Raw genomic sequence first — 13,155 nt, forward strand, 5'->3', positions numbered from 1 at the left:
CACCCCCCTCGGATGCGGGACCGGTCCGGCGCCGGGCCTGCGCCGGTCAGCTGCGGAGGGGGCCCTCACAGCTGTAACTGGACGTACCCGCGACCTTGTTGCTCCAGATCTCCACCGGGCCGAAGGAACAGTTCATGTCGGCGAGGTTGTTGGAGGCCGCGCCCGCCCGGTCGAGGATGAAGTAGTCGACCGTCTCCGACATGTCCTTGAAGACCTGGTCGTCGCTGCGCCAGTTCTTCAGGTTCGCGGTGATCCGGCCGGTACAGGTGAAGCGCCGCTTGCCGGGGTCGCCGTTCTCCACGCAGTCCGGCGTGTTGGAGGTGGCCGTGGCGAACGAGGACTTCACCGAGGCGAGCGCCGCGTCGCGCAGCCGGTCGTTCGCGGTGAAGGAGGTGTTCGGCACGTAGAGCTGGTCGACCTTGGCGATCTGCGCGTCGAGGAAGCGGTCGTAGTCGCGCTGGAGGTAGGTGTCCGCGCCCATCCGGTACCGCCAGGCGTCGTACGCGTTGACGTCGTCGGCCCGCAGGTGCGTGTACATCTCGCGCAGCAGCGCGGGCTTCTCGGTCCACAGGAACTCGAAGAAGGTGCCCGCGTAGCTGTAGAAGCGGAAGCCGTCGCCGTCGTAGGTGGCGTTCAGCAGCTGCTCGACGCTCATCCGCGGGCCGCCGCCGGCCGTGTCGCTGATGATGCTCTTGACCAGGGACTTGCGGACGGCGATGCCGTTGTCGCGGGTGGCGCCGTCGAAGAACTCGGCGGTGCCCTCGTCCATGGCGGTCGTCCGGTCGCCCTGGTACCACTCCCCCTCGCCGAAGGAGCCGGGCACCGCGAAGCGGCCGTTGAGGTAGTGCGTGTACTCGTGGCGGAAGAGCTCCTCAAGGGTGAGGGAGGAGTCCTGCGGGACGCGGCGCTGGTAGGTGTAGAAGGTGGCGCCGTTCTCGATGTAGATGCCGCCGTTGTTGGTGTCGTAGCCGGTCAGGATCGGGTGGTAGTTCACGTAGTCGGCGCGTGAGGCGTAGAGCACGATGTTCAGCGTGGAGTTGGGGTCGCCCGCGAGCGGCTGGTCGGTGCCGAGCACCCGGTGGTACTGGGCCTTCACCTGCTTGCTCGCGTAGTACAGCTGGTCGACCGTGGCCCGGTCCAGGGCGGTGCGGACCTTGATGCCGCCGTTGTCGTAGGTGTAGGTGTAGGGGAAGAGCTGCTTCTCGATGTCCTCCTTGCACACCCCGTACGGCTTGCAGGCCTCGTAGACGTTCAGCCACGAGACGAGCTTGGCCCACGGCTCGCTGCCGTCGCCGAAGGCGGCGCGGACGGGGCCCAGCATCGCGCCGAGGTCGGCGACGACCCGGTCCCGCAGGCCCTCGACCTGGCCGAAGCGGGCGTACTCGCTCAGGGCGTCACGCACCACCCAGGCGTTGCCGGTGCCCTTGAGGTGCGTGTAGGCGGCGAAGGCCTTGAAGGTGTCGCGGTAGGAGGGGTCCGCGGCCACGGCGGCGTGGAAGGCGGTGTCCTGGTTGCCCGGGTAGACACCGAGGTAGGAGACGGACAGGGCGGACAGGGCGGCGCCCGCCCAGCCGGCGTCGAGGTGGGTGGCCGGGTGGGCCGGGTCCATGGTGGCCAGGACCTTCTTGATGAGGCCGAGCTGGTGCTGGCGCAGCCCGGGCGCGCTGCCGGCGTAGAGGGCCTCGCGCAGGGTGCGGGCGTTGGTGGCGGTCACGTCGAAGGTGTGGGCGGCGCCACCGAAGTCGGCGATGGCGCGGCGCATGGCGTCGACGGTGGGGGCGTCGGTGACGTCGATCTCGGAGCGCGAGTAGTCGTGGTAGGCGACCGCGTGCAGGTACGTGAACATCTCCTCCAGGTGGGAGGAGTTACGGCCGTCGTGGGCGGCGGCCAGGCTGGATATCCGGCGGGAGACGGCCTGCACGTGCGCGTCCGACATGACCGGTGCCAGGCGGGCGTCCCAGGTCCAGATGAGGCCGCGCAGGCAGCCGTCGGCGAGGACGGCCTGGTCCGCGAGGAAGTCGGCGAACTGCTCCGGGGTGAGACCGGTGATCCCGTCGAGGGTGCAGGGGACGCCCGCGGCGACGCTCTTCGCGGTGGGGGCCGCCTGGACCGCCTTGCCGCGCTTCTGCAGGTCGTCGGCGGGCGCGGCGGCCGTCGCCGCGCCGGGGACCTGCCCGGTGATGTTCTGCCCGCCGGGGGCCGGGGCCGGCACCGGGGTGTTCTCCTTCGGATCGGCCAGGCGGTCGACCTCGTCGAACGGGTTCCCCGTGGGGCCGGGGGCGGGGGCGGCCTGTGCGCCGGTGAAGGTGGCCGGGGCCGTGAACCCGGCGGCCTGGGTGGTGGCCTGCCCGGCGGTGGCGAGGAGGGTCACGGCTACGGCGGAGGCGAGAAGGGAAGAGCGCACAGCTCTGTGCTTGAGCACCGAGAACTCCTGATTGGAGAGGGTGAGGTGGGGGGTGGTGCGTGAACTGCCCTGCGTCACACGGCGTTTGACGGGGGTTAACGTGCCGCGATGTGAGCTGTAACATAGTAATGTGAAATTGCACTGACAAGCCCTGTGCGCCCACCAGTTCGCATCTTTCTTGAGGGAGTCCTCGTGACCGACGCCTCCACCCACCTCAACACGGGCAGTCACGACCGTCCGGTGTCACCGGAGTTGTCCCGGTTCATGGCGGGCGCCTGGGCCGCGACCCCGCTGCCCGACTCCGCCCGCGTCCCCGGCCACGACGTCACCCCGGCCCGCCGGGCGCGCCTCTCGGCCCGCTTCCCGGGCGAGCGTCTGATCATCCCGGCCGGGGAGCTGAAGGTCCGGTCCAACGACTGCGACCACCGCTTCCGCCCGCACAGCGCGTACGCCTGGCTGACCGGCCTCACCGGCGAGGACCAGGCGGGCCACGTCCTGGTCCTGGAGCCGTCGGGCCCGCACGCCCACGAGGCCGTGCTGTACCTGCGGCCGCGCTCGCCGCGGGCCGGCGGCGACGGGGAGTTCTACCGGGACCGCCGCTACGGGGAGTTCTGGGTGGGCCGCCGGCCGGACCTCGCGGAGGCCGAACGCCTCACCGGCATCCGCTGCGCCCACCTGGACGGGCTCGGCTCACCGGCCGGCCGCGACGCGGCCACCGACACCGAACTCGCCTCCGCGCTCTCGGAGTTGCGCCTGGTGAAGGACGCGTGGGAGGTGGCCCAGCTCCAGCTGGCCGTCGACCACACGACGGCGGGCTTCGAGGACGTCGTACGGGCCCTGCCGCGCGCGCTGGCGCATCCGCGCGGGGAGCGGTGGATCGAGGGGGTCTTCGGCCTGCGCGCGCGGGCGGAGGGCAACGGCACCGGGTACGAGACGATCGCGGCGTCCGGCGCCCACGCCTGCACCCTGCACTGGATCCGCAACGACGGCCGGCTGAACGGATCGGAGCTGCTGCTCCTGGACGCGGGCGTGGAGACGGACACCCTCTACACGGCGGACATCACCCGCACCCTCCCGCTGTCGGGCCGCTTCTCCCCCGTCCAGCGCCAGGTGTACGAACTGGTCCTGGCCGCCCAGGAGGCGGGCATCGCGGCACTGCGCCCGGGGGCGAGCTTCGGGGACTTCCACCGGGCCGGGATGCGGGTGATCGCGGAGGGCCTGGCGGAGTGGGGCGTCCTGAAGGACGCGGAGGGCGACCTGCACCGGCGGTACACGCTGTGCAGCAGCGGCCACATGCTGGGGCTGGACGTGCACGACTGCGCGAAGGCGCGCGCGGAGACCTACCTGGAGGGAGTCCTGGAGGAGGGCCAGGTCCTCACCGTGGAACCGGGCCTGTACCTCCAGCCCGACGACGAGACCCTCCCGGCGGAGCTGCGGGGCATCGGCGTCCGCATCGAGGACGACCTGGTCATCACGGCGAACGGCGCCCGCCTGATGTCCGGCGGACTGCCGCGCACGGTGTCGGGCATCGAGGAGTGGATGGGCCACCTCCTGGAGGCCAGCCACCCGGCAACACCCTGACGAACGCCGTTGCCTGGGCGGCACGCTGACCCCGGGCGTGGTGCGGGCCGGTCCGCGGGGCCGCTTCGGCTCGCGCCGTTGCCCGGGCGGGGCGGGGTCCGGGCGTGGTGCGGGCTGGTCCGCGGGGCCGGGCAGGGGTGTCTCCTCGGCTCGCGCCTGCGGCGGGGCCAGGCCTGTACGGCCTGGGTTGCGCGCTCGTCCTGCGGGGACACCCCTGCCCGTCCCCGCTCCCCCTGCGTCGGGCCGGGCACTGTCGAAGGCTCGCTGTGGGGTGGGGACACGGCGGAGTGTCCCCGCAGGACGAGCGCGCAACCCAGGCCGACACAGCACCACACGGCCGCAGGCGCGAGCCGAGGAGACACTCCGGCGGGGCACCACCCCACACCACCAGCCCCGCCGGCGATTGAGGCGCGGGGCCCGGGGCCGCGCCCCGGAAACCACCGCCCCGGCGCGGGCCGCTACGCAAGCACCGCGACCCCGTCGAGTTCCACCAGGGCCTGGTCGTCCCAGAGGCGGACCACGCCGATGACAGCCATCGCCGGATACTCACGGCCCGCCAGCCTGCGCCAGATCCGGCCCAGTTCGGCCGCATGCACCCGGTACGCCGCCACGTCCACCGCGTACACCGTCACCCGCGCCAGGTCCGCCGGCGTGCCGCCGGCCCCGGCCAGGGCCGCCAGGAGGTTGGCCAGGGCGATCTCGAACTGCTCCGGCAGGCTCTCGCCCACCACCTTGCCCGCGCCGTCCAGAGCGGTCTGGCCCGCCAGGAACACCAGCCGGCTGCCGGTCGCCGCGACCGCGTGCGAGAAACCCGTCGGGGGCGACAGCTCCGCCGGGTTGATCCGGTCCAGGCTCATCGCGCCGCCACCGCCCCGTACAGCTCCTTCGCGATGATGGTGCGCTGCACCTCGCTCGCCCCCTCGTAGATCCGCGGTGCCCGCACCTCCCGGTAGAGGTGTTCCAGCAGGTGCCCGCGCTGGAGGGCGACCGCGCCGTGCAGTTGGACCGCGTGGTCGACCACGTACTGGGCCGTCTCCGTGGCCAGCAGCTTCGCCATCGCCGCCCGGCGCGGGACGTCGCCCGCCCCCCGGTCGTAGGCCCCGGCCGCCGCGTACACCAGCAGCCGGGCCGCCTCCGTGCGGGTGGCCATCTCGGCCACCCGGTGCGCCACCGCCTGGAGATCGCTCAGCGTGCCGCCGAACGCGGTCCGGTCCGCCGTGTAGGCGAGCGTCGCGTCCAGCGCGGCCCGGGCCATGCCCACCGCGAAGGCCCCGACGCTCGGCCGGAAGAGGTTCAGGGTGTCCATCGCGACGCGGAAGCCCTGCCCGGGTTCGCCGAGCAGGTCCCCCGGGCCGACCGGCACCCCGTCGAAGGTGAGGGAGCCGATGGGGTGCGGGGAGAGCATGTCCAGGGGCGCGCCGGAGAGTCCGGGGCGGTCGGCCGGGACCAGGAAGGCCGAGACCCCCTTCGCCCCCGGTCCCTCGCCCGTTCGGGCGAACACGGTGTAGAAATCCGCCTCGGGGGCGTTGGAGATCCAGCACTTCTCACCACTGAGCCGCCAGCCGGCCCCGGCCGCCCCGGCCCCGCCCGCACCGGCAGCCGGGTCCGGCGTCGCCGCCAGTGCCAGTGCCGCCGCGTCCGAGCCCGCGCCCGGCTCGCTCAGCGCGAAGGCCGCCACCGCCCGCCCGGCCCGCACCTGCGGCAGCCACCGCTCCCGCTGCTCCTCGCTCCCCGCGCGCAGGACCGGGTAGGCCCCGAGCCCCTGCAGGGCGAGCGCCGTCTCGGCCTCCGTGCAACCGTAGGCGAGGGATTCCCGCAACAGGCACAGATCCAGCGCGCCCGAGGCGAACACCCGCTCCAGCAGACCGAGCTCGCCCAGCTCCGCCAGCAGCGGCCGGTTGACCCGCCCCGGTTCCCCCTTCTCGGCCAGCGGCCGCAGCCGCCGCACCGCCAGTGCGCGCAACTGCCCGCACCACTCCTCCTGGTCCACCCCGAGCGCGAATCCGGTCATCCGAATATCCCCGCATCTATCGCGTCCTGTTGACTGCCGTCACCATCACGATACGCTCCTGGAAGGAGCTTCCGGCCGTGGCCGGGAGAACCACCGCACGGCCGGCTCCACCCCACCCCGGACCGCTGCAAGGGGGGCGACCCGCCTTGGACCTCAAGCCTTCCGCTCACACCGACACCTTCGCCCGTGACCATCTGCCACCCGCCGGCACCTGGCCGGAGCTCGTCTTCGATCTGCCCGAACTGGCCTATCCGGACCGGCTGAACTGCGGGGCCGAGCTGCTCGACGCCACGATCGCCCGGTTCGGTCCGGCGGGTGCCGACCGCCCGGCCTTCCGGAGCGGCACGGGCGAGGTGTGGACGTACGGCGGGCTGCGCGAGCGTGTGGACCGCCTGGCCCACACGCTCACCACCGACCTCGGCGTGGTCCCCGGCAACCGGGTGCTCCTGCGCGGGCCCACCGGCCCCTGGCTCGCCGCCTGCTGGCTCGCGGTGATGAAGGCGGGCGCGGTGGCCGTCACCGTACTGCCCCAGCAGCGCGCGCAGGAGCTCGCCACGGTGTGCGCGATGGCCCGGGTGGGGCATGCCCTGTGCCACGCGGACGTACTGGACGATCTGGTCAAGGCCGAGGTGCCGGGGCTGCGGATCACCGTGTACGGGGGCCGGGACCCGGGGGACCTGCTCCGGCTGGCCGAGAGACATCCCGACCCCTTCCCGGCCGCCCCGACCTCCGCGGACGACGTCGCCCTGATCGCCTTCACCTCCGGGACCACCGGGCGGCCCAAGGGCTGCATGCACTTCCACCGCGACCTGCTCGCGGTCGCCGACACCTTCTCCCGCAGTGTGCTGCGGCCCCGCCCGGACGACGTCTTCGCGGGCAGCCCGCCGCTCGGCTTCACCTTCGGCCTCGGCGGGCTGGTCGTCTTCCCGCTGCGCGCCGGGGCCTCGGCGCTGCTGCTGGAGGAGGCGGTGCCGCGCCGGCTGCTGCCGGCGCTCGCGGAGCACCGGGTGACCGTGCTGTTCACCGCGCCGACCGCGTACCGGACGATGCTGGACGCGCTGGGCCCGTACGACGTGGGCATGTACGACCTGTCGGCGCTGCGCCGCTGCGTCTCGGCCGGGGAGAACCTGCCCGCCGCCACCTGGCACGCCTGGTACGAGCGCACCGGTCTGCGCATCATCAACGGCATCGGGGCGACCGAGCTGCTGCACATCTTCATCTCCGCCGCCGACGGGGACATCCGGCCCGGTACGACGGGCCGGGTGGTCCCGGGCTGGGAGGCCCGGGTGGTGGACCGGGCCGGCCGTCCGGTCCCGGACGGCGAGCCGGGTCTGCTGGCCGTGCGCGGCCCGGTGGGCTGCCGCTACCTGGCCGATCCCCGGCAGGGGGAGTACGTACAGGGTGGGTGGAACCTGACCGGTGACACCTACGTACGCGATCCGGAGGGCTACTTCCGCTACGTCGCCCGCGCCGACGACATGATCGTCTCGGCGGGCTACAACATCGCGGGTCCTGAGGTGGAGGAAGCCCTGCTGCGCCATCCGGACGTGGTGGAGGCGGCGGTGGTGGGCCTCCCGGACGAGCGGCGCGGGCAGATCGTGGTGGCGTACACCGTGGCACGCGACGGCGCGGTGCTGACGGAGGAGGTCCTGCGCACCTTCATGCGGGCGGAGCTGGCCCCGCACAAGTGCCCGCGGTCCTTCGTCTTCCTGCCCGCCCTCCCCCGTACCGCGACGGGCAAGCTGCAGCGCTTCCGGCTGCGCGGTCCCGGCGCCCGGTCCGATCCGCCCGACAGGATCTAGAGTGAACTCGTGGTCGAGCAGCACACTCCGCGATCCCTGATCGTCACGTTCTACGGAGCCTACGGGCGGGCCTTCGAGGGCCCGGTGCCGGTGGCCGCGCTGATCCGCCTGCTGGGCGCGGCCGGCGTGGACGCCCCGTCGGTCCGCTCGTCGGTGTCCCGGCTGAAGCGGCGCGGCTTCCTGCTGCCCGAGCGCGCGGCGGACGGCTCGGCGGCGTACGGGCTCTCCGAGGAGGCACGGCAGCTGCTGGACGACGGCGACAGCCGGATCTACGGCAGCCCACGGCTGTCGGACGAGTGGCTGGTGGCGGTGTTCTCGGTCCCTGAGCAGGAACGGAACAAACGGCATCTGTTGCGCTCACGGCTGGCCCGGCTCGGTTTCGGCGCGGTGGCGCCGGGTGTGTGGATCGCCCCGGCCCGGCTGTCCGAGGAGACCGCGCACACCCTGGAGCGGCTGCACCTGACCCCGTACGTGGAACTGTTCCGCGGCGCCCACCTCGGCTTCGCCCCGACCGCCGAGGCGGTGGCCCGCTGGTGGGACCTGGCGGCCCTGGCAAAGCAGCACGAGGAATTCCTCGACCTGCACGAACCCGTGCTGCGCGCCCTCCGGTCGGGCCCCGGGCCGACCCCGGAGGAGGCCTACCGCGGCTACCTCCTCGCGCTGGACACCTGGCGCCGCCTGCCGTACGCGGACCCGGGCCTGCCGCGCGAGCTGCTGCCCGCGGACTGGCCGGGCGACCGGGCGTCGGCCGTCTTCGACGAACTCCACTCCCGGCTGCGGGACCTCGGAGCCGGCTTCGTGGAACCGTAGCGGAGGATGCCGCGTCACGACCTGTCGTGACGCATCCCGATCTTCCTCCGCACCCGTCGCGGCCCCCGCACCCGCTGTGGCCCGTGGCCCCGCCGCAGCCCACGGCCCCGCCGCCGCGGCCGCCGTCCGGGCCGTGGGCCACGGCTCTGCTGCTGGTGTCGGCGGCGTTGGCCGGGGCCGCGGCCGCGTGCTGCGCCGTCGCGCTCGCCTCCCGCGCCCGCGCGTACTGCGACGCGGGCTGGGAGGCGGGCGGCCGGTTCGAGATGACCTTCCTGCTGGTGCTGATGGTGCCGGGATGCGCCGTCCTCGCGCTGCTGACCGCGTTCCTGTCGCGGCGGCTGCCCCTGTGGGCGCGTCCCGTGCCGACCCTGCTCGTGCTGGTGTCGGTGGTGCTCGTGTTCTTCGCCACGCAGGGGACGCTGGACGGCTATCCCGGCGACCTGGAGCGGTGCGGGCCCGACAACGTGCCGCCGTGGTGGCCGGGTTGGCTGCCGGCCTGACGGAAATCCCGGTGCGGTCCGACTCCCCGACCCGCCAGGATGAGTCATGACCTGGACCTTCACCACAGATCTGACGGCCTATCTGGCCGCGGCGGGCCCGGCCGCGGCCGCACTGCCCGTCTCCAACACCCTGCTGCTGACCGTGGCCGACGGGCTGCGGCGGCGCGGGCCCGGCGCCTACGGCGACGGCACCCCCTTCTTCGGGTGGTGGACGGGGGCCGACGGCGTCGTCGCCGGCGGTCTGCTGTGCACCCCACCGTTCCCGGTCGTGCTCGGCGTGCTGCCCGGGGAGGCGCTCCGGGCGCTGGGGTCCGCGCTCGCCGGCGAACCGCTGCTCGCCGGGGCCCGCGGGTTCAACGCCCGCCGTCCGGACGCGCAGGTGCTGGCCGAGGCCTGGGGGCGGCCCACCAGGATCGCCGAGGAGGTGCGCCTGTACCGGCTGGCCGGCCTGGTCGCCCCGGATCCCGCTCCGGCCGGGCGGCCCCGGCCCGCCACCGGGGCGGACCTCCCGCTGCTGATGGAGTGGATCACGGCCTTCTACGCGGAGGCGGGCGTTCCGGGCCGCGCCTCCGAGGCCACGCTGCGCGACCGGATCTCCTACGGCGGGTTCCGGCTGTGGGAGCACGCCGGGACTCCCGTCTCACTGGCCGGTTTCTCCCGGCCGATCGGCCCGGCCTCCCGCGTCGGCCCGGTCTACACCCCGCCCGAGTTCCGTGGCCGCGGCTACGCCGCCGGGGTCACGCACGCGGTGAGCGAGGCGGCGTACGCGGCCGGCGCCGGCGAGGTGCTCCTGTTCGCGGACCTGGCGAACGCCACCAGCAACGGCGTCTACCTGCGCCTGGGCTACGCCCCGGTCGAGGACCGGGCCGAGATCGTCCCCGCGTGAGACGGCGTCAGCCGCGGCCCGTGGGCGGGGTGCGGCTGCCCGCGCGGTACGGGGCCGGCCAGGGGGCGCCCGGGCCTTCGTAGGACTGCTCGGCCGCGGCGTGCAGGGTCCAGTGGGGGTCGTAGAGGTGGGGGCGGCCGAGCGCGCAGAGGTCGGCGCGGCCGGCCAGCAGCAGGGAGTTCACGTCGTCCCAGGAGGAGATGGCACCGACCGCGATGACGGGGACGCCGAGCGCGTTGCGGATCCGGTCGGCGTACGGGGTCTGGTACGAGCGCCCGAACTCGGGGGCCTCGTCCGCGACCACCTGGCCCGTCGAGACGTCGATGGCGTCCGCGCCGCGGGCGGCGAACGCGGCCGCGATCCGCACCGCCTCCTCGGGCGAGGTGCCTCCGGGCGCCCAGTCGGTGGCCGAGAGTCGGACCGTCATCGGGCGGTCCCCGGGCCACACCGCCCGGACCGCGTCGAAGACCTCCAGCGGGAAGCGCAGCCGGTTCTCCAGGGAGCCGCCGTACGCGTCCGTCCGGTGGTTGGTCAGGGGGGACAGGAAGCCGGACAGCAGGTAGCCGTGGGCGCAGTGCAGTTCCAGCAGGTCGAATCCGGCGTCGGCGGCGCGGACGGCGGCGGCGGCGAACTCGGAGCGCAGCGCCGCCAGGTCCTCGGTGGCGAGGGCGCGCGGGAGCGCCGAGACGCCGGTCCGGTAGGGCAGTGCGGAGGCGGCCACCAGCGGCCAGTTGCCCTCGGGCAGCGGGTCGTCCATGCCCTCCCACATCACCCGGGTCGAGCCCTTGCGGCCCGCGTGCCCGAGCTGGACGCCGAGGGCGGTGCCGGGCGCGGAGGTGTGGACGAAGTCGGCGATCCGCTTCCAGGCCGCGGTCTGCTCAGGGGTGTAGAGGCCGGTGCAGCCGGGGGTGATCCGGCCCTCGGCGGACACGCAGACCATCTCCGTCATGACGAGGCCGGCTCCGCCGAGGGCCCGCGCGCCCAGGTGGACGAGGTGGAAGTCGCCGGGCACGCCCTCCTCGGCCGAGTACATGTCCATCGGCGACACGACGACCCGGTTGCGCAGGGTCAGGCCCCGCAGGGTGAAGGGCGTGAACATGGCGGGGGTGCCGTCCGGGCAGCCGAAGTCCCCTTCCACCGCGCGCGTGAAGCGTGCGTCGCGCAGCCGCAGGTTGTCGTGCGTGACCCGGCGGCTGCGGGTGAGGAGGTTGAAGGCGAACTGCCGGGCGGGCTGGTCGACGTATCCGGCGATCTCCTCGAACCAGTGGCGGCTCGCGGCGGCGGCGCGCTGGGTGCTGGCGACCGCCGGGCGGCGGGCGGCCTCGTACGCGGCGAGGGCGGCGGGGACGTCGTCGGGGGCGGCGGCCACGGCCTCGGCGAGCGCGAGCGCGTCCTCCACCGCCAGTTTGGTTCCGGAGCCGATGGAGAAGTGAGCGGTGTGCGCCGCGTCGCCGAGCAGGACCACGTTGCCGTGCGACCAGCGCTCGTTGACGACGGTACGGAACCGGGTCCATGCGGAGCGGTTGCCGTGCAGCGGGCGCCCGCGCAGGGCCTCGCTGAAGATCTTGGCGCAGCGGGCCGCCGACTCGTCCTCGTCGCACAGGTCGAAGCCGGCCGCCCGCCACACCTCGTCGCGCATCTCCACGATGACGGTGGAGGCGTCGGCCGAGTAGGGGTAGGCGTGTAGTTGCATGACCCCGTGCTCGGTCTCCGCGATCTCGAAGCGGAAGGCGTCGAAGGCGAAGTCGGCGGCGAGCCAGATGTACCTGCAGCGTCCGCCGGTCAGCGTCGGCCCGTAGTGGTTGGCGCCCGCCTCCCGGATCGCGCTGTGCACCCCGTCGGCGGCGACCACCAGGTCGTACGAGGCGGCGAGCCCGGCCACGGCGGGGGCCTCGGAGCGGAAGCGGAGGCGGACGCCGAGGCCGGCGCAGCGCTCGTGCAGGATCTCCAGCAGGCGGCGGCGCCCGATGGCGGCGAAGCCGTGGCCGCCGGAGGTCAGCAGCCGGCCGCGGTGCACGATGTCCACGTCGTCCCAGCGCACGAACTCCGCGCTCAGGGCGGTGTGGACGACGGTGTCGGCCCGCTCGATGCCGCCGAGGGTCTCGTCGGAGAGCACCACGCCGAAGCCGAAGGTGTCGTCCGGTGCGTTGCGTTCCCAGACCTCCACCGTGTGGCCCTGGCGGGCCAGCAGCGCGGCGGCGTACAGCCCTCCCGGTCCCCCGCCGACGACGGCGACCCGCATGGCGCCCGGAGTCATGTGGCTACCTGCCCTTCCACTCCGGCGGCCGCTTCCCGGTGAAGGCCGCGTGGAACTCCGCGTAGTCCTGGCCGTGCATCAGCAGTGCCTGCGTGTTGGCGTCCAGTTCCACGGACGCGGCCAGGGGCATGTCGAGCTCGGCGGTGAGCAGCGCCTTGGTCTGCGCGTGGGCGAGGGCCGGGCCCGCGGCCAGGCGCGCGGCGAGTTCGGCGGCCCGTACGTGGGCCTTGCCCTCCTCGGTGAGTTCGCTGAGCAGGCCGATCCGCTCGGCCTCGGCCGCGTGGACGGGTTCTCCGAGCATCAGCAGGCGGGTGGCGTGGCCGAGGCCGACGATCCGGGGCAGCAGGTAGGCCGCGCCCATGTCCCCGCCGGAGAGGCCGACGCGGGTGAAGAGGAAGGCGAAGCGGGCGGTGGGGTCGGCGATCCGGAAGTCGGCGGCGAGCGCGAGGACGGCGCCGGCCCCGGCGGCCACCCCGTGCACGGCGGCGATCACCGGGAAGGGGCATTCGCGGATGGCGCGCACCACCTGGCCGGTCATCCGGTTGAAGTCGAGGAGCTGGGCGGTGTCCATGGCGAGGGTGGCGCCGATGATCTCGTCCACGTCCCCGCCGGAGCAGAAGCCGCGCCCCTCGCCGCCGAGCACGAGGGCGCGTACGGAGCGCTCGCGGGACAGCTCCGCGAGCAGGTCGCGCAGGTCGGCGTAGGCGCCGAAGGTGAGCGCGTTCAGCTTCTGGGGGCGGTCGAAGGTGACGGTGGCGACGCCGTCCTGCCGGATGACCCGGAGGTGGTGCCACCGTTCGGTCGCTGGTGTGGAACCGGTGAAGGGGCTCACCCGACCGACGGTATCACCAGATCGTGACTGCCGTCACAGAAGCGCGACATATTCGCCCGGTCGGCCGGACGC

At 73.9% G+C, this 13,155-nt stretch carries 10 protein-coding genes; 5 read left to right on the forward strand and 5 right to left on the reverse strand.

Annotated elements, in window-relative coordinates; translation table 11 throughout:
• Nucleotides 1-46: 46 nt before the first annotated feature.
• Nucleotides 47-2,422: a collagenase gene (locus Sspor_RS12495; protein ID WP_202199196.1), complete on the reverse strand. Its 2,376-nt coding sequence runs from the start codon at nucleotides 2,420-2,422 to the stop codon at nucleotides 47-49.
• 174 nt (nucleotides 2,423-2,596) lie between these two features.
• Between Sspor_RS12495 and Sspor_RS12500 the strand changes: the two genes are divergently transcribed.
• Entirely contained in the window at nucleotides 2,597-3,985 is a 1,389-nt protein-coding gene (locus tag Sspor_RS12500) for an aminopeptidase P family protein (protein WP_237403829.1), read from the forward strand.
• A gap of 458 nt (nucleotides 3,986-4,443) precedes the next feature.
• Here Sspor_RS12500 and Sspor_RS12505 read toward each other — a convergent pair whose 3' ends face one another.
• Both Sspor_RS12505 and Sspor_RS12510 read right to left on the reverse strand, forming a co-directional pair.
• Complete coding sequence (locus tag Sspor_RS12505) at nucleotides 4,444-4,842, reverse strand: RidA family protein (protein ID WP_202199197.1); 399 nt, start codon at nucleotides 4,840-4,842, stop codon at nucleotides 4,444-4,446.
• Nucleotides 4,839-5,996: an acyl-CoA dehydrogenase family protein gene (locus Sspor_RS12510; protein ID WP_202199198.1), complete on the reverse strand. Its 1,158-nt coding sequence runs from the start codon at nucleotides 5,994-5,996 to the stop codon at nucleotides 4,839-4,841. The genes Sspor_RS12505 and Sspor_RS12510 overlap by 4 nt, the downstream gene beginning before the upstream one ends.
• Before the next feature lie 146 nt (nucleotides 5,997-6,142).
• Here Sspor_RS12510 and Sspor_RS12515 point away from each other — a divergent pair, with 146 nt between their 5' ends.
• From Sspor_RS12515 to Sspor_RS12530, 4 genes are all read left to right on the forward strand, one after another.
• Nucleotides 6,143-7,798 carry an AMP-binding protein gene (locus Sspor_RS12515; protein ID WP_202199199.1) on the forward strand — a complete coding sequence of 552 codons (1,656 nt, stop codon included), beginning with the start codon at nucleotides 6,143-6,145 and terminating at the stop codon, nucleotides 7,796-7,798.
• 9 nt (nucleotides 7,799-7,807) lie between these two features.
• Nucleotides 7,808-8,608, forward strand: coding sequence for a PaaX family transcriptional regulator (locus Sspor_RS12520; protein WP_202199200.1), 801 nt, complete (start codon nucleotides 7,808-7,810; stop codon nucleotides 8,606-8,608).
• An 83-nt stretch (nucleotides 8,609-8,691) separates the two neighbouring features.
• Nucleotides 8,692-9,108, forward strand: a complete 417-nt coding sequence (locus tag Sspor_RS12525; RefSeq protein WP_202199201.1) for a hypothetical protein — start codon at nucleotides 8,692-8,694, stop codon at nucleotides 9,106-9,108.
• 46 nt (nucleotides 9,109-9,154) lie between these two features.
• Nucleotides 9,155-9,994: a GNAT family N-acetyltransferase gene (locus Sspor_RS12530; RefSeq protein ID WP_202199202.1), complete on the forward strand. Its 840-nt coding sequence runs from the start codon at nucleotides 9,155-9,157 to the stop codon at nucleotides 9,992-9,994.
• A 7-nt stretch (nucleotides 9,995-10,001) separates the two neighbouring features.
• On the opposite strand, the gene Sspor_RS12535 is transcribed toward Sspor_RS12530, so the two are convergent.
• Nucleotides 10,002-12,251: a bifunctional salicylyl-CoA 5-hydroxylase/oxidoreductase gene (locus tag Sspor_RS12535; RefSeq protein WP_202199203.1), complete on the reverse strand. Its 2,250-nt coding sequence runs from the start codon at nucleotides 12,249-12,251 to the stop codon at nucleotides 10,002-10,004.
• Nucleotides 12,252-12,255: 4 nt separating this feature from the next.
• Nucleotides 12,256-13,083 (reverse strand): enoyl-CoA hydratase family protein, encoded by an 828-nt coding sequence (locus Sspor_RS12540; protein WP_202199204.1) that lies wholly within the window; start codon nucleotides 13,081-13,083, stop codon nucleotides 12,256-12,258.
• Between the last annotated feature and the right edge of the window lie 72 nt (nucleotides 13,084-13,155).

The sequence above is a fragment of the Streptomyces spororaveus genome (genome assembly GCF_016755875.1).
GTDB lineage: Bacteria > Actinomycetota > Actinomycetes > Streptomycetales > Streptomycetaceae > Streptomyces > Streptomyces spororaveus.

Bases quoted from the DNA above. Each gene is read 5' to 3' on its own strand.
- Sspor_RS12535 (WP_202199203.1), bottom strand. From the start codon at position 12,251: ATGACTCCGGGCGCCATGCGGGTCGCCGTCGTCGGCGGGGGACCGGGA.
- Sspor_RS12510 (WP_202199198.1), bottom strand. From the start codon at position 5,996: ATGACCGGATTCGCGCTCGGGGTGGACCAGGAGGAGTGGTGCGGGCAG.
- Sspor_RS12530 (WP_202199202.1), top strand. From the start codon at position 9,155: ATGACCTGGACCTTCACCACAGATCTGACGGCCTATCTGGCCGCGGCG.
- Sspor_RS12505 (WP_202199197.1), bottom strand. From the start codon at position 4,842: ATGAGCCTGGACCGGATCAACCCGGCGGAGCTGTCGCCCCCGACGGGT.